The 22,040-nt window shown below is 37.3% G+C and carries 22 protein-coding genes, 1 pseudogene, 3 riboswitches and 1 other annotated feature; of the genes and pseudogenes, 20 read left to right on the forward strand and 3 right to left on the reverse strand.

Translation table 11 applies throughout. The features are described from left to right. Positions 1-37 precede the first annotated feature (37 nt). Positions 38-147, forward strand: a riboswitch (TPP riboswitch). A gap of 74 nt (positions 148-221) precedes the next feature. The 3 genes from thiM (at position 222) to ilvA (ending at position 3,168) form a co-directional block, all read left to right on the forward strand. After that, positions 222-1,031, forward strand: a complete 810-nt coding sequence (thiM, locus tag QRE67_RS02450; RefSeq protein WP_286123383.1) for a hydroxyethylthiazole kinase — start codon at positions 222-224, stop codon at positions 1,029-1,031. Between the two features lie 15 nt (positions 1,032-1,046). Then, complete coding sequence (gene thiE, locus QRE67_RS02455) at positions 1,047-1,700, forward strand: thiamine phosphate synthase (RefSeq protein ID WP_286123384.1); 654 nt, start codon at positions 1,047-1,049, stop codon at positions 1,698-1,700. 259 nt (positions 1,701-1,959) lie between these two features. Further along, the gene (gene ilvA, locus QRE67_RS02460) at positions 1,960-3,168 is read left to right on the forward strand and encodes a threonine ammonia-lyase (protein ID WP_286123385.1); all 1,209 of its coding nucleotides are present in this window, start codon (positions 1,960-1,962) and stop codon (positions 3,166-3,168) included. Positions 3,169-3,252: 84 nt separating this feature from the next. Here ilvA and QRE67_RS02465 read toward each other — a convergent pair whose 3' ends face one another. Beyond that, on the reverse strand, positions 3,253-4,566 hold the full coding sequence (locus QRE67_RS02465) for an anaerobic C4-dicarboxylate transporter family protein (RefSeq protein WP_286123386.1): 1,314 nt from the start codon (positions 4,564-4,566) through the stop codon (positions 3,253-3,255). A gap of 790 nt (positions 4,567-5,356) precedes the next feature. After that, positions 5,357-5,460, forward strand: a riboswitch (TPP riboswitch). A 101-nt stretch (positions 5,461-5,561) separates the two neighbouring features. On the opposite strand from QRE67_RS02465, the gene QRE67_RS02470 reads away from it, so the two are divergent. From QRE67_RS02470 to QRE67_RS02540, 15 genes and pseudogenes are all read left to right on the forward strand, one after another. Further along, complete coding sequence (locus QRE67_RS02470) at positions 5,562-5,882, forward strand: MTH1187 family thiamine-binding protein (protein WP_286123387.1); 321 nt, start codon at positions 5,562-5,564, stop codon at positions 5,880-5,882. Then, positions 5,854-6,630, forward strand: a complete 777-nt coding sequence (locus QRE67_RS02475; protein WP_286123388.1) for an ABC transporter permease — start codon at positions 5,854-5,856, stop codon at positions 6,628-6,630. The genes QRE67_RS02470 and QRE67_RS02475 overlap by 29 nt, the downstream gene beginning before the upstream one ends. Next, positions 6,627-7,625 carry an ABC transporter substrate-binding protein gene (locus QRE67_RS02480; protein ID WP_286123389.1) on the forward strand — a complete coding sequence of 333 codons (999 nt, stop codon included), beginning with the start codon at positions 6,627-6,629 and terminating at the stop codon, positions 7,623-7,625. Before QRE67_RS02475 ends, QRE67_RS02480 begins: the two co-directional genes overlap by 4 nt. Then, on the forward strand, positions 7,622-8,371 hold the full coding sequence (locus QRE67_RS02485; RefSeq protein WP_286123390.1) for an ABC transporter ATP-binding protein: 750 nt from the start codon (positions 7,622-7,624) through the stop codon (positions 8,369-8,371). The genes QRE67_RS02480 and QRE67_RS02485 overlap by 4 nt, the downstream gene beginning before the upstream one ends. A 426-nt stretch (positions 8,372-8,797) precedes the next feature. After that, entirely contained in the window at positions 8,798-10,333 is a 1,536-nt protein-coding gene (locus tag QRE67_RS02490) for an ABC-F family ATP-binding cassette domain-containing protein (RefSeq protein ID WP_286123391.1), read from the forward strand. Positions 10,334-10,541: 208 nt separating this feature from the next. Further along, positions 10,542-10,660, forward strand: a riboswitch (SAM riboswitch). 86 nt (positions 10,661-10,746) lie between these two features. Further along, the gene (locus tag QRE67_RS02495) at positions 10,747-11,559 is read left to right on the forward strand and encodes a MetQ/NlpA family ABC transporter substrate-binding protein (RefSeq protein ID WP_286123392.1); all 813 of its coding nucleotides are present in this window, start codon (positions 10,747-10,749) and stop codon (positions 11,557-11,559) included. A 12-nt stretch (positions 11,560-11,571) separates the two neighbouring features. After that, entirely contained in the window at positions 11,572-12,612 is a 1,041-nt protein-coding gene (locus tag QRE67_RS02500) for a methionine ABC transporter ATP-binding protein (protein WP_286123393.1), read from the forward strand. Beyond that, positions 12,587-13,255, forward strand: a complete 669-nt coding sequence (locus QRE67_RS02505) for a methionine ABC transporter permease (RefSeq protein ID WP_286123394.1) — start codon at positions 12,587-12,589, stop codon at positions 13,253-13,255. Before QRE67_RS02500 ends, QRE67_RS02505 begins: the two co-directional genes overlap by 26 nt. Before the next feature lie 314 nt (positions 13,256-13,569). After that, a complete protein-coding gene (locus QRE67_RS02510) occupies positions 13,570-13,692 on the forward strand; it encodes a DnaJ family domain-containing protein (RefSeq protein ID WP_483298661.1) in 123 nt (40 codons plus the stop codon). Beyond that, positions 13,673-13,924, forward strand: coding sequence for a thioredoxin family protein (locus tag QRE67_RS02515; RefSeq protein WP_286123396.1), 252 nt, complete (start codon positions 13,673-13,675; stop codon positions 13,922-13,924). The genes QRE67_RS02510 and QRE67_RS02515 overlap by 20 nt, the downstream gene beginning before the upstream one ends. 18 nt (positions 13,925-13,942) lie before the next feature. Continuing rightward, a complete protein-coding gene (locus QRE67_RS02520; RefSeq protein ID WP_286123398.1) occupies positions 13,943-14,185 on the forward strand; it encodes a YxzE family protein in 243 nt (80 codons plus the stop codon). A gap of 225 nt (positions 14,186-14,410) precedes the next feature. After that, positions 14,411-14,557, forward strand: a complete 147-nt coding sequence (locus QRE67_RS02525) for a histidine kinase (protein WP_483298697.1) — start codon at positions 14,411-14,413, stop codon at positions 14,555-14,557. Between the two features lie 82 nt (positions 14,558-14,639). Continuing rightward, positions 14,640-15,221 carry a TetR/AcrR family transcriptional regulator gene (locus QRE67_RS02530; RefSeq protein ID WP_286123400.1) on the forward strand — a complete coding sequence of 194 codons (582 nt, stop codon included), beginning with the start codon at positions 14,640-14,642 and terminating at the stop codon, positions 15,219-15,221. A gap of 60 nt (positions 15,222-15,281) precedes the next feature. Next, positions 15,282-16,481 (forward strand): MFS transporter, encoded by a 1,200-nt coding sequence (locus tag QRE67_RS02535; RefSeq protein WP_286125176.1) that lies wholly within the window; start codon positions 15,282-15,284, stop codon positions 16,479-16,481. Positions 16,482-16,584: 103 nt separating this feature from the next. Continuing rightward, positions 16,585-16,668: pseudogene (locus QRE67_RS02540) on the forward strand (helix-turn-helix transcriptional regulator); the annotation flags it as partial. Between the two features lie 60 nt (positions 16,669-16,728). Here QRE67_RS02540 and QRE67_RS02545 read toward each other — a convergent pair. After that, on the reverse strand, positions 16,729-18,012 hold the full coding sequence (locus QRE67_RS02545) for an MFS transporter (RefSeq protein WP_286123401.1): 1,284 nt from the start codon (positions 18,010-18,012) through the stop codon (positions 16,729-16,731). A 107-nt stretch (positions 18,013-18,119) separates the two neighbouring features. Next, positions 18,120-19,433, reverse strand: coding sequence for an alkaline phosphatase family protein (locus QRE67_RS02550; RefSeq protein ID WP_286123402.1), 1,314 nt, complete (start codon positions 19,431-19,433; stop codon positions 18,120-18,122). A 347-nt stretch (positions 19,434-19,780) separates the two neighbouring features. Here QRE67_RS02550 and QRE67_RS02555 point away from each other — a divergent pair, with 347 nt between their 5' ends. Continuing rightward, complete coding sequence (locus QRE67_RS02555; RefSeq protein WP_286125177.1) at positions 19,781-20,065, forward strand: YesK-like family protein; 285 nt, start codon at positions 19,781-19,783, stop codon at positions 20,063-20,065. A 102-nt stretch (positions 20,066-20,167) separates the two neighbouring features. Next, positions 20,168-20,375, forward strand: a binding site (T-box leader). Positions 20,376-20,568: 193 nt separating this feature from the next. Continuing rightward, positions 20,569-21,999, forward strand: coding sequence for a proline--tRNA ligase (gene proS, locus QRE67_RS02560; protein WP_286123403.1), 1,431 nt, complete (start codon positions 20,569-20,571; stop codon positions 21,997-21,999). The last annotated feature ends 41 nt before the right edge of the window (positions 22,000-22,040 follow it).

The following is a 22,040-nucleotide window of genomic DNA, read 5'->3' on the forward strand; positions in this document are numbered from 1 at the left end:
TTTCATAGAATAAGAGTAAACTCTGAAGTAGCTGAATAAGAAAACACATGGGAGCTTGCGGATGCAAGCTGAGAGTACGGCTAATCTGTCGTTGACCATTTGAACCTGTTGGATAATGCCAGCGTAGGGAGAGTGTAAAAGCACATGTTAAGGCACTTTGCATACGCGAAGTGTCTTTTTTGTTGTATCTCCCAATATTGAGACAAGGAGATGGAAAAGGAATGAAGATTCAAGAAATCGCAAAAGTAGTGGAAGTAGTGAGAGAGTCTAATCCACTTGTGCATAATATTACGAATGTTGTTGTGACAAACTTTACGGCTAACGGTTTACTTGCATTAGGAGCATCACCAGTGATGGCATATGCAAAAGAAGAAGTGGCGGAAATGGCTAGTATTGCGGGGGCACTTGTCTTAAATATGGGGACGCTTCGTCCAGAAGAAGTGGAAGCGATGATGATTGCCGGAAAATCAGCGAATTCACATGATGTACCTGTATTATTTGATCCAGTTGGCGCCGGGGCTACATCGTACCGAACAGAAGTAGCAAGACACATTCCAAGTGAAGTGAAATTAGCGATGATTCGCGGGAATGCAGCAGAAATTGCAAATGTTATTAATGAAAAGTGGGAAATTAAAGGTGTCGATGCAGGAGCTGGAAGTGGGGATGTTGTAGGGATTGCTAGGCAAGCAGCTGATGAGGTAGATACAGTCGCTGTGATTACCGGAAAAGAAGATATTGTAACAGATGGAGAGCGAACCGTTATCATTCGTAACGGTCATCCAATCTTAACGAAAGTAACAGGAACGGGCTGCTTATTAACATCTGTAATGGGGGCATTTGCAGCGGTTGAAAAAGATTATGTGAAGGCGGCAGTTGCAGCTTTAACGTTTTATGGCGTAGCAGCGGAAATTGCAGCAAGCAAAACAGTGGAGCAAGGGCCAGGAAGTTTCCAAATTGAATTTCTCAATCAGTTAGCAAATGTTACTGCAGCTGATATTGAACAATATGGAAATGTAGAAGAAGTTCGTTAAGAAGGGATGAGAGAAATGGCGCGTATTAATCAACAATATATATCCGAGTTGTTACAAGTGTATTTTATTATGGGGAGTAACAATTGCCGGAAAGATCCATTACAAGTATTGAAAGAAGCGCTCGATGGTGGAGTTACACTTTTTCAATTTCGTGAAAAGGGTGAAGGAGCTTTAACTGGAGAAGAACGGGTGCATTTTGCAAAGCAGTTACAGTCACTTTGCAAAGAGTATAAAGTTCCTTTTATCGTGAATGATGATGTAGAATTAGCAATTGCATTAGATGCAGATGGTGTGCATGTAGGGCAAGACGATGAAGGAATTACAACAGTTCGTGAAAAAATGGGAGATAAAATTGTTGGAGTATCTGCTCATACAATAGAAGAAGCACGTTTTGCAATTACAAATGGTGCAGACTATTTAGGCGTCGGACCGATTTTTCCAACGAGCACAAAAGAGGATGCAAAAGCAGTTCAAGGAACGAATGGTCTTCATCGTTTTAGAGAAGCGGGTATTAAGATACCGATTGTCGGCATTGGTGGAATTACAATTGAAAATGCCGCTTCAGTCGTTGAAGCAGGTGCAGATGGAGTATCGATTATTTCCGCAATTAGTTTAGCGGATTCTCCTTATAATAGTGCGAAGAGATTGGCTGAACAAGTGAAAAAATAATAAGTTGAAAAGCAAATTTATTTGTAGAAAACCCCTTCTCGATGTGAAGAAGGGGTTCTTTTTTATCTCGCATTAACGGGCAGTGGGAGATGAAGAAACCCCCACTGATCAAGGTTTCACTTTATTAATCATTTTCAAATAAAGAATTTTGAACGACCTAATTTATGAGTAAACAGTTTTATTGTCACTCTACAGTATAAAACAAACCGTGCCGCTCAAACTAACCTGTATGAATCTATTTCGTTTCGGAGGCGACAAAATGATTTCGTTACAAAATATTATAGCCGCTCATGAAAAAATGAAAGGCATTGTACATACGACACCATTAGATTACTCAAGTACATTTAGCGAGTTATCACATAATGAAGTGTATTTGAAGCTTGAAAATCTACAAAAGACTGGTTCTTTTAAGGTGCGTGGTTCTTATAATAAAATGGTTTCTCTTAATAAAGGTGAATTGGAGAATGGTGTAGTTGCAGCATCGGCTGGGAATCATGCGCAAGGAGTAGCCTATTCTAGTAATATGCTCGGCATTCCTTGTACGATTGTGATGCCAAAAGGTGCTCCGCTTAGTAAAGTACTTGCGACAAAGCGATACGGTGCACATGTGGAGTTACAAGGTGATGTATTTGATGATGCATTAGCTTATGCACTAGACTTAAAAGAACAAACAGGAGCGAAGTTTGTTCACCCGTTTGATGACGAATCCGTGATTGCTGGGCAAGGGACAGTTGGATTAGAAATATTGCAGCAGTTAGATAATGTGGATGCTGTTGTTTGTCCCGTTGGAGGCGGAGGATTGATTGCAGGTGTTGCGATGGCTATTAAAGAACAAAAGCCATCAGTAAAAATATATGGTGTACAAGCACTTGCTTGTCCCAGCATGAAGCAATCTTTACAAGAAAAGAAAGTCATTACAGTGGAATCCACGCCTACTATGGCAGATGGTATTGCAGTGAAAAGACCAGGGGAGCTCACGTTTCAGCTTGTACAGCGTTACGTAGATGATATTTTTTGCGTAGATGAAATGGAAATTGCGAGAACGATGTTAATGCTACTTGAACGTAATAAGTTATTAGTAGAAGGATCTGGAGCTAGTTCGTTAGCGGCATTGCTGTATCAAAAAATTCCTGTTCAAGAGAAAAAGGTTGTTTCGATTTTAAGTGGCGGTAATGTCGATGTAAACTTTATTGCTCGTATTATTGAGCATGGAATGGTTGAAGCAGGGCGCTTTGTTCATATTGCAACAACGATTAAAGATAAACCAGGGCATCTACAGCATTTACTCGAAATTGTAACAAGTTTTGAAGCAAATGTACTGCATATTCATTTAGAGAGGATTGGAACAAAAGTGTTTCCAGGGTATGCACAGCTTCATTTATCGCTAGAAACGAAGGATAAAAATCATATTGAAGAAGTATTAAGTGGGATAGAAAAGAAAGGATATAATGTAGAAATTATTGAATAAAAGTTTAAACAAACGTTTGATTAAATTTTTAACACAAAAAGCACAAACCTTTTGTTATGAAAAGGTTTGTGCTTTTTGAATGATTTAAAACATGATTGAAATTAATAGCATACCAATTCCAATAGAGGCGAATGTTGCGACAAGACCGGGAATCATAAAGCTATGATTTAAAACATATTTTCCAATACGAGTCGTTCCTGTACGGTCAAAGTTAATGGCAGCAACGATTGTTCCGTAGTTTGGAATGAAGAAATAACCATTTACTGCTGGGAACATTGCAATTAGTAGTGCAGGTGGAATGCCGAGTGACAATCCGAGTGGCACTAAAGCACGTACTGTTGCAGCTTGACTGTACAGTAAAATAGATAAGATAAATAGTGCGATGGCGAATAACCAAGGTGCGCTTGTTACTAAGTGCTGAATCGATCCTTGAATGATATTTAAGTTTCCATTGAAGAATGTATCACCCATCCAAGCGATACCGAAAATTGCAACAACGGCTGTAGCTCCAGCCTTAAAGACGTTGCCAGACACAATGCTTTCTACATTTGGCTTACAGAAGATAATAATAAGGGCAGCAATTGTAAGCATGACCATTTCAATTGTGTAAGGCATCGATAGACGAACCAATTTTCCATCTACCATCCAGCCTGGACGAAGTGCTTCAAATGAACCAAGAAGAACAACAAAAACTGTTGCGAATAAGAAAAGAAGAACGGATAGTTTTGCGCCTTTTGTGATGGTGAATTTTCCCTTTTCTTCGAGTTTAGGAATCATACCTTCTTTTAAACGCTTTAAGTATTCTGGATCTTCATTTAATTCTTTACCCATTTTGCTTGCAACGAAAGCTGCTAACATACAAGCAATAAATGTAGAAGGAATACTCACTTTTAAAATGTCTAGCAATGTGATTTTATAATCAGCTAGCATTGCTAGAAGTGCAACGGTTGCAGCAGAGATTGGACTTGCTGTAATTGCTTGCTGTGAGGCGATTACGGCAATCGACATCGGACGTTCTGGTCTAATTCCTGATTCGCGTGATACTTCTGCAATAACAGGGAGTACGGAATAGGCAACGTGACCAGTCCCTGCGCATAATGTAAATAAATATGTCACAATTGGTGCGAAGAATGTAATACGCTTTGGATTTTTACGAAGTGCTTTTTCTGCAAGATGGACAAGATAATCCATTCCACCAGCAGCTTGCAGTGCACCAGCAGCTGTAATGACTGCTAAAATCATCAGCATAACGTCAATTGGGGGAGCTGTAGGCTGTAGATGGAAGACGAATACGAGTATCGCCATACCAACACCGCCCATTACTCCTAGGCCAACACCACCAAGACGTGCACCGATAAAAATACAGAGTAGTAAGGTGATAAATTGTAGCCAAAACATGATAAAATACCTCCAAAATCCATATGGTAAGATATTTTTGAATAATTTAATTTGAATGATGATTATTAAATTAAACAAATGAAAGCTTTGTATATAAACCTTTTTTATTATATAACACATAAAAAGTAACATTCACTATATTTAGTGAAATTATTTTGACAGAATAATCATTAAAATTTAATGTTTTTTATATAAAGATATAATAAAAAACAAAATGAAGATGATGTGTAACTTATTCATCACGGAAGAGCAATTTCTGAAAAGTGAGGGAACGGAGCGATAGAGGCTAAGAGGGGGAACAGCTAGTCGGTGACTGGATAGTAGGGTGTATGTGCAAATAATCTCCTTTCTATGGTTCATATATAGAAAGGAGATTAAGAGAAATATGAGTTAGAAAAAACATAGAACTATATAAATCCATTTTGATTTTTCGACATATAGCCGCGGTTATGGATAACAAAAGGTGACCTGCACTCGTTTTCTCTCTTTGTTTTCACTTCGCATGGGGCAGGAAAAGGATCTGACCGCTTCTATGCATGACTGGATGCTCTCTCCCACCTAAAAAGAAGGGGTTTATGTCGGTTTTTTAATTTGTATTTATATAGATAGACGCCATATTTCGTATTTTAAATAGAATAAGATAAATCATTTTGGTCTTTAACAGTACTCCAACAGAAGTCCCCTTCTTCAAACGGCCCGTTAGAATGTTAAGGAGGGGTCATTCACAAAAAGGAGACAAGAAACACCTTATTTGTTTGTTTGAAAAAATAAATCATGCTACAATGAAAACAAATTAAGAACGGGGAGCCAATTGGCTGAGAGGATGCAAGAATGCATCGACCCTCAACCTGATCTGGATAATGCCAGCGTAGGGAGTTACTTAAAGTGATGTAAGCAAACGTTATTGTGTAATAACTTGCATACAAGGCTTTCCTACGTAATCGTAGGAAAGCCTTTTCTTTTTACTAAACATATTTTGCAAGGGGGATTTTAGTATGTCACAACAAGTTACGATTTCATTTTCAGTAGTACCACAAGCAAAAACGAAAGATCTATATGCCGTTGTTGATAAAGCAATTGAAGTTGTACAACAATCTGGTGTGCGCTACGAAGTGGGAGCTATGGAAACAACGCTGGAAGGAGAATTAGACGTACTTCTTGACGTAATTAAACGTGCACAACAAGCTTGCGTCGATGCTGGAGCAGAAGAAGTTATTACTTCTATTAAAATTCACTATCGTCCAAGTACTGGTGTATCAATTGATGAAAAAGTTTGGAAGTACCGTGATGAATATGCAAAACCAGAAGCGATCTAACATAACAATTACAACGATTTGGATTATCCTTCTCATTGCTATATGGGAAGGATCTGTTTCATTATTTAAAATTGAACCATGGATTTTACCAAAGCCTTCTGCAATTGTACAAGAGCTTATTGCGATGAAAGATTTATTATTACCAAATACGGTGCAAACACTGCAAGAAGTCGTAATAGGATTGTTTTTTGCGATTCTACTTGGAACGAGTATTGCAATTATTATGGATGTTATTCCGCTGTTTCGCATTTTAATTAATCCGTTACTCGTTATTTCGCAAACGATTCCGATTGTTGTGCTTGCACCTTTGTTTATTATTTGGTTCGGATATGGAATGCTGCCAAAGGTGATGGTCGTTATTCTTGTCTGTTTCTTTCCGATTGCTCTTAGTATTTTAGAAGGCTTTCAAACAGTTGATAAAAACATGCTCAAGCTATTACAGACAATGCGTGCGACAAAATGGCAAGTGTATCAAAAGGTGAAATTTCCAGCGGTGCTCCCATACTTTTTCTCTGGGCTAAAAATTGCCGTTACATATAGCGTGATGGGAGCAATTATTGGAGAATGGCTTGGGGCGAGTGAAGGGTTAGGCGTTATGCTGACACGTGCAACGAAATCCTTTTTAACAGCTCGTGTATTTGGCATTGCAACCATTATCGTAATGGTGACATTGCTCTTGTATTCTATCGTAGAATTTATGGCAAGACTAACAGCACCATGGATATACAGAAGGGACGATAAAAAATGAAAAAAGGCTTAAAAGTCATGCTCGCAGCTTTATTAGCAGTTGGCGTGGTGGGTTGTTCTACAGCGAAGAAAGAAGAGAGTGCAGATAAAGAGAAGAAAGTAAAAGTTGTCTTGGATTGGTTTCCAAATACAAACCATACTGGTTTATATGTAGCGAAGACGAAAGATTATTATAAAAAACAAGGTTTAGATGTGGAAATCATTCAGCCAGGAGATAACGTGTCTGCGGAACAAATGATTGCATCAGGAAAAGCAGATTTCGGTGTGAGCTATCAAGAAAACGTAACATCTGCTCGCGTTGAAGGGATTCCAGTTGTTTCAATTGGAGCAATTATTCAGCATAATACATCTGCTTTCGCTTCACTTAAAAAAGATAATATTACCTCTCCAAAAGATTTCGAAGGTAAACGTTACGGCGGTTGGGGTGCACCAGCGGAAGAAGCAACGTTAAAAACAATTATGAATAAACATAATGCTGATTTTAATAAAGTAGAGAAGATCGTTCTTGGACAAACCGATTTCTTTAAATCAATCGGGCGCGATGCAGACTTTGAATGGATTTATTATGGCTGGGACGGCATTGAAGCAAAACGCCAAGGAAAAGAATTAAATACAGTGATGGTAAAAGATTTAGATCCAGCACTGGATTTTTATAGTCCTGTAATTATTACGAGTGAAAAACATACAAAACAAGATAAAGATTTTGTGAAAAAATTCATGACTGCAACAGCAGAAGGGTATAACTTTGCAATTAAAGAGCCGAAAGAATCAGCTGACATTTTAATTAAAAATGTACCAGATATTAATAAAGAGTTAGTACAAGAGAGTCAAAAATGGTTAAGTACGAAGTATCAAGACGATGCGAAAGCATGGGGAGTACAGAAGGAAGAGGTTTGGACGAACTACATGAATTTCTTACATGATAATAAAGTTATTAAAAAGAAAATTGATGTAAACGCGGCCTTTACAAATGAATTCCTTCCAAGTGAAAAATGAGTGGATTACAAATAAAAGACGTTGTAAAAGCATTTGATGGGAAAAATGTGCTAGAAAAGATTAGTGCTTCCATACAAGAAGGAGAATTTGTCTCATTTGTCGGACCGAGTGGCTGCGGAAAAAGTACGCTATTAAATATGATTGCCAGTATTGAAGAGATGACTAGCGGTGAAGTGGTTTATAACGATGTGCCTGTTAAAAAGCAGGATATCGTAAGCTATATGCCGCAGCAAGATCTTCTCTTGCCGTGGCGCTCTGCCTTGCAAAATATTGTTCTTCCCCTAGAGATTGATGGAAAGGCAAAGAAAGAGCGGTTCGCAGAAGGAATGGAAGCATTGAAGCAGTTCGGTCTTTCTGAATATGCGAACCATTATCCAGATGCGCTATCAGGTGGCATGCGTCAGCGTATTAGTTTCTTGCGTACCTACTTATGTGAAAAGCCTATTATGCTGCTTGATGAACCGTTTGGTAAGCTAGATGCATTTACAAAAATGGAGGTGCATCGCTGGCTGCTAGATTCATGGCATCAAGAAAAACAAACGATCATTATGGTAACGCATGACTTAGATGAAGCGATTTTATTATCTGATCGCGTGTTTATTATGTCGCAACGACCAGCAACACTTGTAGGTGAAGTAAACGTAAACTTACCTCGTCCTCGTACGATGGATATGTTAACATCTCTTGAACTAAAAGAAGATAAAGCTGAAATTTTAGGGATATTAGCTCCTTATATGCGGAAGTAATGAAAGCCACTTAACAGTTTTTTGTATAATGACTGCTAAGTGGCTTTTTTCGTTTGGAAGAAATTTTTAAAGAAAAAGATTGAATGAAAGAGGAACAAAACAATTCATGACGAATAAAATATAAGAGCATGGAGCATGCTTATTATGAAACAATAATGATTTTTAAAGGAGTGAAAGGATAAGATGACTTTATCAACTGTTCTTCAAATGGTTTTAGCTTGATGCGGGAGAAGTCTGCCCATTTTTTAAGTTTAAGCCAAATTGAAGACAGCAGATAAAGAGCCTTAATCCTTTTTTACGATAATAAATTGTAATGGGTAAGGTGTGTTCGCCTTACCCATTTTTATGTATAAAATTAAATAACATCTTTATTTTTGCTGTTCTCTCTATTTGGCTTTTTATTTGAAGTAAAAAGGAGAGAATGAAATGAGTGTATTAACAGTAGAAAATCTTACGCATACGTACGGCGATAAAACCATTTTTTATAATGCTTGTTTTCGGTTATTAAAAGGGGAACATATTGGGCTTGTCGGAAGTAATGGAGCAGGGAAATCAACATTGCTTCGCCTTTTAACAGGAGAAATTTTACCGGATGCGGGGAAAATTGAATGGTTCCCACATGTGAAAATTGGCTTTTTACAGCAGCACATTGATTTACAAGCAGGAACAACCATTGAGGAATATTTACGAAGTGCATTTTCCCATTTATATACTGTTGAACGTGAAATGATGGTAATTGCCGAAAAGATGTCAGAAGCAACCGAATTAGAGAAGTTGTTAGTACAATATGGAGAATTACAAAGTGTACTAGAGAGCTCAGATTTTTATCAAGTTCATACAAAGATAGAAGAAGTAGCAGCTGGATTAGGATTACTCGATCTAGGGATGAACAAAGATGTTACGAAGCTAAGTGGTGGGCAACGTACAAAATTATTGTTAGGTAAACTACTCTTAGAGCAGCCACAAGTTTTACTATTAGATGAACCAACAAACTATTTAGATACAGTTCATATAGAGTGGTTAACATCTTATTTACGAGCGTATGAACATGCTTATATTGTTGTTTCACATGATGAGGTATTTTTAAATAAAATTACGAATGTAATTTATCATTTAGAGGGACAAAGGATAGACCGGTATATAGGAAATTATGAAGTATTTTTACAAAGCTATCAACAACGCAAACAACAATTACAAGCAGCGTACGAAAGACAACGAGAGGAAATTGGAAAATTAGAGGTCTTTATTCAAAAAAATAAAAATCGTAATGCAAAGCAAGCGAAAAGTCGTGAGAAAGTGTTAGACAAAATAAAAAGGATAGGAAAGCCTAACACAGTACCACAGCTGCGCTTTCAGTTCCAAGTTCATACTGATCCGGTGAGCCGTATATTACAAGCAAGCCAAATACAAATTGGTTATACAGAACCGTTATTTCCACCGTTTGATTTACAAATAAAGCGAGGCGAAAAGATTGCGATTGTTGGTCATAATGGAATTGGAAAAACAACGATGTTAAAAACGTTACTTGGGTATGTAAAGCCGTTAGGCGGAGCAGTATGTGCCGGAGAACGAGTAAAGCCTGCTTATTTTGCACAAGAAGAACTTGCTGTAGAATTAACGCCATTGGAACAAGTATGGTCGGATCGTCCTGATATGACACAAAAAGAAATCCGCCAATCTTTAGCAAGATGTGGCTTAAAAGAAGATCATATTCGCCAGCCGCTTTGTTTCTTAAGTGGTGGTGAACAGACAAAAGTACGTTTATGTGAGCTTATGCTAACAGAAAGTAATGTTTTGATTTTAGATGAGCCAACGAATCATCTAGACATACATGCAAAAGAGGCGTTACAAGAAGCGTTGAAGCAATATAAAGGAACCGTTTTACTTGTGTCACATGAACCTTCTTTTTATGAGTCATGGGTGACGCGTGTTTGGGATATGGAGAGTCGGAGTTTCATGTAGTTTGGTAAATTGAAGGGTGTTCGTAATAATAGCTAATGCCTTTTAGGTGGGGGATCAACTGCCCGTAAAACCTCCACTGATTAAAGTTTCACTTTATTTTAAAATAACATTTTTTGAAAAGAAAATATTTTTAGAAAAATATGATTGACAAAATTTTTTGTAAGATTTACTATTAGTACCATAGTTTTTTTAAAATTTTATAAAAATACTCTTATCCAGAGTGGCGGAGGGACTGGCCCGATGATGCCCGGCAACCCAGCTCATGAATTTTATTATGAGCTAGGGTGCTAATTCCTGCAAAACGATTTTCGTTTTGGAAGATAAGAGAGGAGCCTATTTTGTTTATTCGACACCTCTCTTATTAGAGAGGTGTTTTTTGTTTAGAAAAGAGAGAGATTGAGGGGGAATTGTATATGAAGAAGCTATTATTAAGTATTGTAAGTGGAGCCGTATTGCTATTAGGGGCATGTAGTGCCGATGCTGGGAAGGAAGCAAAAGCGCTAGATGAGAAGAAAATTACAGTCGGCGTAACGGGTGGACCGCATGAACAAATTTTTGAGAAGGTAAAAGAAGTAGCGGCGAAAGATGGTTTGCAATTGGAATTAAAGGTGTTCAACGATTATGTAATGCCGAATGTATCGTTAGATGAAAAAGACATTGATGTGAATAGTTTTCAAACGAAGACCTATTTCGATGCATTTAAAGAAGAACGTAAGATGGAGTTAACAGCGGTGTTTTCGACCGTAACATTTCCAATGGGCGTATATTCCAAACAAATTAAAGATGTAAAGGATTTAAAAGACGGAGATGCAATTGCGGTACCAAATGATCCAACAAATGAATTACGTGCATTGAAATTGTTTGAAAAAGCGGGCGTCTTAAAAGTTGATCCAAAAGCAACAGAGAAAGCAACTGCAAAAGATGTGATTGAAAATCCGAAGAACTTAAAAATTATTGAATTAGAAGCATCGCAGTTACCAACGCAGTTAAATGAGGTAAAAGCAGCTGCCATTAATACGAACTTTGCACTAGGAGCAAAACTGCATCCAGCAAAAGATTCTATTTTTCGAGAAGGAAAAGATTCACCATATGTGAACTGGGTTGTTGTTCGTACAGAAAATAAAGATGATGCAGCTGTGAAAAAATTAAAGAAAGCTTATCAATCTAAAGAAGTGAAAGAGTTTATTGAGAAAAAATTCGATGGTTCTGTATTGCCGTCTTGGTAGGAGCTGACTACGATGATTGAATTGAAAAATGTATCCAAAATATTTACAACAAAAAAAGGAGACGTGGAAGCTCTTAAACCAACTTCATTCAGAGTGAAAAAAGGAGAAGTATTTGGGATCATCGGGTATAGCGGTGCTGGGAAGAGTACATTAATCCGCTGTGTGAATGTATTAGAAAAACCGACGACAGGTCATGTAATTGTAAATGGAAATGATTTAACAGCTTTATCTACAAAAGAGTTAGCAAAGGCAAGACAAAAAATCGGGATGATTTTTCAAGGGTTTAACTTATTAAAGACAGTAAATGTGTATGAAAATATTGCTTTGCCTTTACGACTTACGGGAATTTCGAAAACGGAAATTGAAAATAGAGTAGAAAAATATTTACGCATGGTCGGTCTTTTTGACCGAAAAGATGCCTATCCAAATGAACTTTCTGGTGGACAGAAACAACGTGTTGCGATCGCACGTGCATTATCACATGAACCAGAAGTGTTGTTAAGTGATGAGGCGACAAGTGCGCTAGACCCTGAGACAACAGAGTCTATTTTAGATTTATTATTAGAGATCAATGAAAAAATAGGTATTACTATTTTACTGATTACACATGAAATGAATGTGATTCAGCGTATATGTGATCGCGTTGCGGTGATGGAGCATGGGGCTGTTGTAGAGAGTGGTACAGTAAAGGAAGTCTTTACAAATCCGCAACATGCAACGACGGAAAAATTTGTGAACAGTGCTTTTGCAGCCAAAATTCCAGCGGCATTACAATCGGAGCTAAAGGATACGGGTGAAATTGTGACACTCTCCTTCATCGGGAACTCTTCTGGTGAACCGGCACTTGCAGTAGCAACAAAACGATTCCAAGTGTATCCCAATATTTTATCTGGTAATATTACGCAGCTAAAACATGAAGCATATGGAAAGTTAATTGTTCATATGCAGGGGGAAAAAAGTGAAGTGCACCGAGCATTAGTGTTTTTACAGGAACAAGGAATCATCGTAGAAGGAGGCAGAGAAGAACATGGAAAGCAAATCCTTTTTGGCTGAATGGGGCAAAATTATTTGGGAGGCAACCATTCAAACATTCCAAATGACATCCATCTCACTGCTCATATCTATCATTATCGCCTTACCGCTTGGCGTAACACTTGTCTTAACAAGACCAGGTGGCCAGCACGAGAATAAACTTGTATATCCTATTTTAAATACGGTTATTAATATTATTCGATCTGTTCCATTTATTATTCTATTATTCTTTATTTTGCCGTTTACAAAGCTAATCATGGGAACATCGATTGGAGTAAAAGGTGTAATTGTACCACTTGTTGTATTTACTGCCCCTTATATCGCACGCTTAATGGAAACAGCATTATTAGAAGTTGATCGCGGTGTGATTGAAGCATATCAAGCAATGGGAATTTCCACAGTGAAAATTATTTGGCACGTAATGGTTAGAGAGGCCCGTCCATCTCTTGTGCTAGGCTTGACAATTGCGACAATCGGGCTAATTGGTGCAACGGCTATGGCTGGACTAGTAGGAGCTGGTGGACTTGGAGATTTAGCTTATCGTTTTGGGCATTTACGATATGAACCAGAAGTAATGTATGCAACAGTTTTTATTTTAATTATTCTTGTTCAAGGTTTGCAATCCTTTGGTAACGGGATTGCTAGGAAATTAAAGAAAGATTAATAGAAATGCGGTGTCTCTATCATAAGAGACACCGCATTTTTTAGTTCCCAGATATATATAAATACAAATTAAAAAACCGACATAAAACCCTTCTTTTTAGGTGGGAGAGAGCATCCAGCCATGTATAGAAGCGGTCAGATCCTTTTCCTGCACCACTAATTATAACTGTTTCCACAGCAGGAATTTCGTCATTCCGTCCAGCATTTGTAACCACATTTTGAGAAAAATTGTGGCACTGATTTCATTTCATAGCATGGTAGCATTTTAAATTTTCATGTAAAATAATAGTAAAAATAGGTAAGGGAGGGAATAACATGGATATTTTCTTGAGCTTTGCTGAGGAACGGATTCGTCAGGCAATAAATAATGGTGACTTTGATGATCTTCCTGGAAAAGGAAAACCCCCACTGATTAAAGTTGCACTTTATAAAAACTGAAAACTGTGGTGTTTGTGATGTCATGCTAGAGAAGGTAAGTCGTTTTCTAAAACAGTATCAGAATGTGGTAAATATTGTTCTTTCATTGCAGGACATGAAAGAAATTTCAGCGAAGTATTTAGTATTTACAGCACCAACGGTCTTATTATTTTATGAGGGCAAAGAGATATTACGTGAATCACGATTCATTTCGTTAGAGAAGATAGATCGAAAGCTACAACTATTTCAATAGTGGAAGGAGACGTTTTACATGGGAATTGCAATAGGTGCATTGTTCATTTTTATTGTAATCGGAATGATTGCAAAAGAAGTCAGATCTAGTAAGCGTAAGAAAAAATTATATAAATCAGATACTGGCGATAGCTCGGCTACGACTTCTACACCGTTTTTCTTTGCGGGATCTGATAGTTCAAATGACTGCGGTAGCTCTTTTGGTGGAGACAGCAGTTCTTCTGGCGGCGATGGAGGTAGCTGCGGCGGTGGCGGAGATTAATGTGTGATACGCCCTTTCAGGGTGTACTTCTTTTTTAAACAAACGTTTGATTAGTAGACTTCAACCCGCATGGAATAAGCTAAACAAACATTTGTTTAATTGATCCCGCATTAATGGGCAGTAAAACCTACACTGATTAAAGTTTCACTTGATATAGCAGCCGTAAAGGTATTTTTTTATTTAGACTATATTACAAAATAAAGAAAAAACAATGTTATAAAGGGAATAGAAATGAAAAAGACACCAAAAGTAAAAAACAAAGGGGAAATCGCGTTATTTTTAATAGCAGCAGGAGCGGTAGTTATCGTTAAATTCGCATTCAAAGTGGGCATCATTCATACGATCCGCATGTGGTTTGAAAATATATTTTAATAAGTAGGAATAAGGCCTCTTGTAATAGAGGTTCTTTATTTGTTAATATTAGACTGAATGGTCGGTTTAGTGAGGTGTGCAAATGAGAAAAAGTGCAGAAGAAATAAAAAAAGAAATTGCTTATCAAGCAGAAGTGTTATTTTCACAAAAAGGCTATGCTGCAACATCTATGGAAGATATTTGTGAAATTACAGAGCGTAGTAAGGGCAGTATTTATTATCACTTTAAAAGTAAGGAAGAATTGTTCCTATTCGTGGTAAAACAGCATACGTATGATTGGCTTGAAAAGTGGACAGAAAAAGAAAAGCAATATCGCACGAGTACCGAAAAATTATATGGTCTTGCTGAGTATCATGTAGAAGATACGCAACACCCTATATTTAGCGCGGTTGAAGAGTTTGTAACGAGTCAAGTTGTAAGCAAAGATATTATGGATGAAATGATAGCATTAACAAGAGAATCGTATCGTGTGTTCGAAACGTTAATTGAAGAAGGAATGGCGTCAGGAGAATTCCGTCAAGATGATGTACGGGATCTTATGTATATCGTAAATGGTTTATTATCTGGTCTTGGCGTTCTTTACTACGAAGTAGATTCTACAGAAATGAAACGAATTTATAAAAAAGCAATTGATGTATTGTTACAAGGAATGGCAGCTGAATAATCAGCAGCTTTTCTTCTGCATTAAAATAGACTGAACGGTCGGTTTAAAAAGTGGGGAGATATAATGAAAGATTTATTAAAAAATCGAGCATTTATGCTCGTTATGATTTCTGATATTTTACAGCAGTTTGCAATTTGGATTCGGAATATGGCACTTTTGTATTTTGTGATGGAGCAAACAAATAATGATCCTGTTTCTGTTTCATTATTATCTGTTATGGAATATGCGCCAATTTTTATCTTTTCCTTTATCGGCGGAGCACTAGCAGATCGTTGGAACCCGAAGCGAACGATGGTAGCTGGAGATATGTTAAGTATGTTATCTATCATTGGGATTGTCTTATTATTAAAAGTTAACTATTGGGAAGCTATATTTTTTATAACGTTTGTTTCAGCGGTCGTCGGCCAATTTTCACAACCTTCATCATCGCGTGTGTTTAAGCGTCATGTAGAAGAGAAACAAGTTGCAACCGCTATTGCAATGAGTCAAAGTTTACAGTCAATATTCCTTATTTTTGGGCCAGTTGTAGGGACAATTGTTTATACTCAGCTTGGACTTTTTGTTTCACTATATAGTTTAATTGGTTTATTTATGTTATCTGCTATCTGTCTTTCATTTTTGCCAAAGTGGATGGAAAAAGAAAAACCTGCACGCGTTTCATTATGGAATGATATAAAAGAAGGATGGAAATATGTTCTTCAAACAAAAAATCTATTGATGATTGCGATTGCTTTTTCTATTATTGGTTTAGCAGTTGGGTTAACACAACCACTAGAAGCGTTTCTTGTTATTGAGCGATTAGGGATGGAAAAGGAAGCTGTGCAATATTTAACAGCTGCTGATGGAATGGGTATGTTAATCGGAGGCGTGGTGGCAGCAGTATTTGCTTCGAAAGTAAATCCGAAAAAAATGTTTGTATTTGGTATGACAGTCTTGGCCATTTCGTTTCTTGTTGAGGGCCTATCTACATCGTTTTGGCTCACTAGTATGATGCGATTTGGAACAGGGATTTGTTTAGCATGCGTTAATATTGTTGTTGGAACGCTTATGATTCAAATGGTACCAGAAAATATGGTGGGGCGTGTAAATGGTACCATTTTACCGTTATTCATGGGTACCATGTTAATTGGAACCTCTTTAGCCGGAGGATTGAAGGAACTGACATCACTCATTGTTGTATTTTGTATAGCGATGCTTTTCATTTTACTTGCAATTGTACCGATATTACGAATGAACATGGAAGAAAAGCATGAGGCGTAGTAAAGGCACTTTAAAATCTAATTTTAACAATACTCCAACAGAAGTTCTCTTCCTCAAGCAGGTGCAGGGCATGAATGGGGGGGCTTACTGCCCTCTAATGCGGGATAAATACAATCCGAGTTGAGCGCTTGCGTTCCGTTTAGCTGAAGTGTTAGGCACAATCGTTGATAAGTTGTTTCTATCTAAATATATAGAAGATGAAAATATAAAAAATGTCCCATTCTATATGAATGGGACATTTTTTATATTATAACGTTTCTGATTTTGGCGCAGGTGGTGTAACGGAAGCTGTGTCTTCTGGTACGCGTGTTAATATAAATCCACCGATAATAAATAGAATGATAATGCTTAGTACACCAGCATTTGTTTTCCCTGTTAGTTGAGTTGTTACACCGACTAGAACAGGGCCCATAATAGCTGCAAATTTACCAAAGATATTGTAAAAACCGAAGAATTCATTAGCAGATTCTTTCGGTACAAGCTTCGCAAAATAAGAGCGGCTTAATGCTTGAATACCGCCTTGGGAAGTTGCGACAAGCATTGCTAAAATCCAAAAATCGAGTGTTGTTTTTAAGAAATAAGCGTATGCACAAATAATGATATAAATCATGATACCGATATATAACATTTTCTTTCCTTTGAATGTTTCAGATAGTTTCCCATACAATAAGGCAAATGGACAAGCAACGATCTGCGTTACAAATAAAATGATAAGTAAGTTTGTCGCGCTTATACCAAGGTCCGTTCCGTAAGCTGTGGACATTGTAATGATTGTATCGACACCATCAATATAGAAGAAGTAAGCAAGGAGAAACAAAAATACAGTTCGGTATTGACGGATGTTCTTAAATGTATGAGCTAAACGCTTAAAGCTCATTTTAATTGGTTTTGGATGACGTTCGATATAATGTGTTTGTTCTACATTTTTGAGCATTGGAATCGTAAATAGTCCCCACCAAAGTGCTGTGATGGCAAATGAAATTTGACTTGCAATGCTGACAGATAATGGGATGATTCCTTTTTGTGCAAGAATAATAAGAGCGATGCAACCGATAAATGGTATCGTACTCCCGATATACCCTAATGCAAAGCCGCGTGTTGAAATACGATCCATTCTGTCTTCTGTTGTAACATCAACTAAAAATGCATCATAGAAAATATTTGCTCCAGCAAACCCAACTAAAGCGAGCATATAGCAGCCTAGCAGTAAGAACCATTGTGAGGTTGGGACAATTGATAACATACTTGTAAATACAATACCAAGTGCAAAAAAGAATGTGAAGAAACGCTTTTTAAATCCTTTATAATCGGCAATTGTACCAAGAATTGGAGCAAGAATAGAAATTAAAAGCGTAGATAATGAGGTGGCATATCCCCAAAATGCTGTTGAATTTGCCCCGGTGATGCCAGCTTCTTTTGCCGCCGCTTTGAAATAGATCGGGAATAGTGCAGTTGTAATGACGAGCGAATATACAGAGTTTGCCCAGTCATACAATATCCAGCTCTTTTCTTGTCTGGACATTTTTTTCATATCATGTTCCTCCTCAAATTTGTTCTAACATTAGTGTACAAAATAAAAATCGTAAAAAGAGAAACAGAGGTAAGTTTTACGTAACTTTTACATATATACACATTTCTTTACAATTGAAGTAAATCCTCTATAACCGTTCCGTCTGTCTCACCGAGATGCAATCCAAGCAATCGTGCAATTGTCGGTCCTTCGTCAATGAGACGCATATAGGGAATAATTACTCCTGGGCGAATGCCTTTCCCAGCAGCCATAAAAATAGTTTCATAGTTTGGCTTTGTCGGAGAATATCCATGCGTACCAAACGTATATTTTTTACTGGAAGTTACATCTTTCTCCGTGATTTCTTTTATAAAATCCCCTGTATAGTTTTCTACAAAGTAATAGCCTTCTCGTGCTTCAAGCATAAAGAGACAACGGCCATCAGCTCCGCGTTCTTTTACCTCTTCATCATGTAGTATAAATTCAATTCCGTTTTGCTTATCTTGGAGAAGTTCTTCAAGAAGCAGTTGCACAGCTTGAATGGTTTCAATATCATTTTTATCTTTTACATACACGTAAGCTGAACCATCACAGCTTTGACAATATGCTTTCCAATCTGTTAATTTGCCTTTTGGATTAACGGAAATCAGTCCTTTTTGATGGAAAAGAACATTTAACTGAATGGCTTTATTTTCGCTTAAAGCACTATGATCACCGAGGGCAATAATTGTACTTTCTTCGTACATATCACTATCTTTCAATGCTTGAATAATCTTTCCTAGCCTTTCATCATGACGATGAATAGCGGCTGTCGTTTCGTCCGAAGAAAATCCATAATAATGCCGCTGTGTATCTAAATCTGTAAAGTGGACAAACATGACGTTAGGTTTTTTAGTTTGAATGGTATGTATAGCAGAAGCGAGAACGAAATCATCAAGCTCAGGCTGTGACAATCCATTTCTAATATGGCCAAAACGACGATTTAAATCTAGTTGATACCATGGACTTCCGCTAAATAATGAAACGAGAACTTGATTTTGCCACGGTCTGTTTGGAAAAATTTCTGGTAAGTTGTAGTCGATTTTGGCTCTACCTGTAACAGGCCATAGAAGTGCAGCGGTTGTTAAATTTGCTTTTCGTGCTTCATCATAGAGCGTTGTTCCTTTAATAGAACGGCGATACCAATGCCAATCAGGGGATTCCCTTCCAGGTTGCAGTAATGTATTACTTACAACACCATGTTTGGCAGGGTAATTACCAGTTACAATGGTGGTATGACTTGGATATGTTACGGAAGGATAAATCCCTTCTACTTTTCGGGCAAGGGCGCCTCGCTCTATTAAAGAACGAAAATGAGGAAGTTTTTGTAGTATAGGAAAATCTAAAGCTGATAAACAGTCAAAAGATAAAATAATTGCATGTTTTGTTAATGGTTTGCCCATAGAATATACCTCCGATTTATATAAATACAAATTAAAAAGCCGACATAAAACCCTTCTTTTTAGGTGGGAGAGAGCATCCGGCCATGTATAGAAGCGGTCAGATCCTTTTCCTGCCCAGACATAGTGAAAACAAAGAGAGAAAACGAGTGCAGGTTACCTTTTGTTATCCATAGCAGCGGCTTATATGTCGAAAAATCAAAATGGATTTATATATATAAAATGTATTAATATATATTACTATTAATACCTGGTTATAAAAACTTATTTTTGTAAAAAGTTTATTGTTTATTTTTTGAATTTTTAAACATATAATAAGTATAAGGAAATGAATGGAAGGAGGGGATATGATGAATGGATTTGAAACATTTTTTATTATTGGTGCTGTAACAATTCTTATTGTGTTTACTGTTTCTTTTTTGTTAAAGAAACAATTTCCACATAGAAGATTTGATATTATATTTGCACTCATTTTAATGCTCCTCTGTTTTGTTTTCTTCCCCGTTACAGTTTTTGCAATTGGTGGCTGGGATGGAATGGGTTATGCGATTGCGTGTTTCTTTGTCTTATTAGGCACAATTATCGGTATGATTGCTCATCAATTTGTAAAACTGTTTCAGAATAAATACGTGTAATTTCAGTATAAAACAGAAAAAAATGAAAAGAATATATAAATGAGGAAATTTTCTATTGTTTTAAAATAAATTTTATATTATGATGTTTAACAAATTTATTTCGTTATAACGATGAAAAAGGATTAGTACATGTCACATCTTTTTGCAGAGAGAGAATCCGTTAGGCTGGGAGATTCTTAAAAGGCGATATGGAACCTACCTTTGCGTTCTGCATTTGCAGCGGGAATTTCCCGTTATCAAGAAGAGAGCATGTACAATTTATTTGTATATGAATCAGGGTGGTAACGCCGGCAAAAGCTCGGTCCCTATTTGGGGACACGGGCTTTTTTTATTTTCTCCCGCTATTCGAGGGCGGTTAGACACCTAGCTTAAAATTCTGAGAAATCAAAAAAAGATAGATGGGGGATAACCGTCTGTAAAAGCCCGGTTGGTTCAATTAATGATTAGTAAGGGATGAAGCCCTCATTAACCAAAGTTTCACTTTATAAAGGAGGAGAATAGATATGGCAAAAGAACAAGTACAAGCGATTAAGAAAATGGAAGAAGATTTTGCACAGTGGTATACCGATATTGTAAAAAAAGCCGAGTTGGTTGATTATTCAAGTGTGAAAGGGTGTATGATTTTACGTCCGTACGGATATGCATTATGGGAAAACATGCAGAAAGTGATAGATGAAAAGTTAAAAGAGTCTGATCATGAAAATGTGTATATGCCAATGTTTATTCCAGAAAGTTTATTGCAAAAAGAGAAAGATCATGTGGAAGGATTTGCACCGGAAGTGGCGTGGGTCACACATGGAGGAGACGAGAAGTTAGCAGAACGCCTTTGTGTTCGTCCAACGTCAGAAACATTATTTTGCGAGCATTTTTCAAAAATTGTACAGTCTTATAATGATTTGCCAAAGTTATATAATCAATGGTGCTCAGTTGTCCGCTGGGAGAAAACGACAAGACCATTTCTTCGTACAACTGAATTTTTATGGCAAGAAGGTCATACGATTCATGAAACAGCAGAAGAGTCCCAGCAAGAAACACTGAATATTTTAAATCTATACGCTTCTTTCTGTGAAGATTATTTAGCGATTCCAGTTATTAAAGGACAAAAAACAGAGAAGGAAAAATTCGCAGGTGCAAAAGCAACGTATACGATTGAAAGTTTAATGCATGATGGAAAAGCGTTGCAAACAGGTACGTCCCATAACTTTGGTACAAATTTCTCTGAAGCATTTGATATTAAATTTTTGGATCGAAATGGAAAGTGGCAATATGCACACCAAACCTCTTGGGGGGTATCGACGAGAATGATTGGCGGACTTATTATGGTTCATGGAGATAATAACGGACTCGTTATGCCACCAAGAGTCGCGCCAGTACAAGTCATTATCGTACCAATTGCGCAGCATAAAGAAGGTGTGTTAGAAAAAGCAGCCGAGCTGAAAGGGCAAATTCAAAAAGTGGCCCGTGTAAAAATCGATGCAAGTAACAAAACACCGGGCTGGAAATTTAATGAGTACGAAATGAAAGGTGTACCAATTCGTTTAGAGGTTGGGCCAAAAGACATTGAAAAAAATCAGGTTGTACTTGTAAGGCGGGATACGAAAGAAAAAGAATTTGTATCAATGGACCAATTAGAAGAACGAATTAAATCGTTACTTGATGAGATTCATCATTCTCTCTTCCAAAAGGCAAAAGTATTTCGTGATGAAAACACATATAGCGTTACTACTTTTGAAGAAATGAAGCAAGCTGCAGAGGAAAAGCAAGGCTTTATAAAAGCAATGTGGTGTGGCGAGCTTGCTTGTGAAGAAAAATTGAAAGAAGAAGCGGGCGTTTCATCGCGTTGTATGCCATTTGAACAAGAACAAGTAGCAGAGCACTGCGTGTGCTGCGGGAAAGAAGCAAAGCATATGGTGTATTGGGGGAAGGCTTATTAAACATTTCATGTACAAGTAGTTAGCTTGTGCGGTTTGAAGAT

The organism is Bacillus sp. DX3.1, from assembly GCF_030292155.1.
Lineage (GTDB): Bacteria > Bacillota > Bacilli > Bacillales > Bacillaceae_G > Bacillus_A.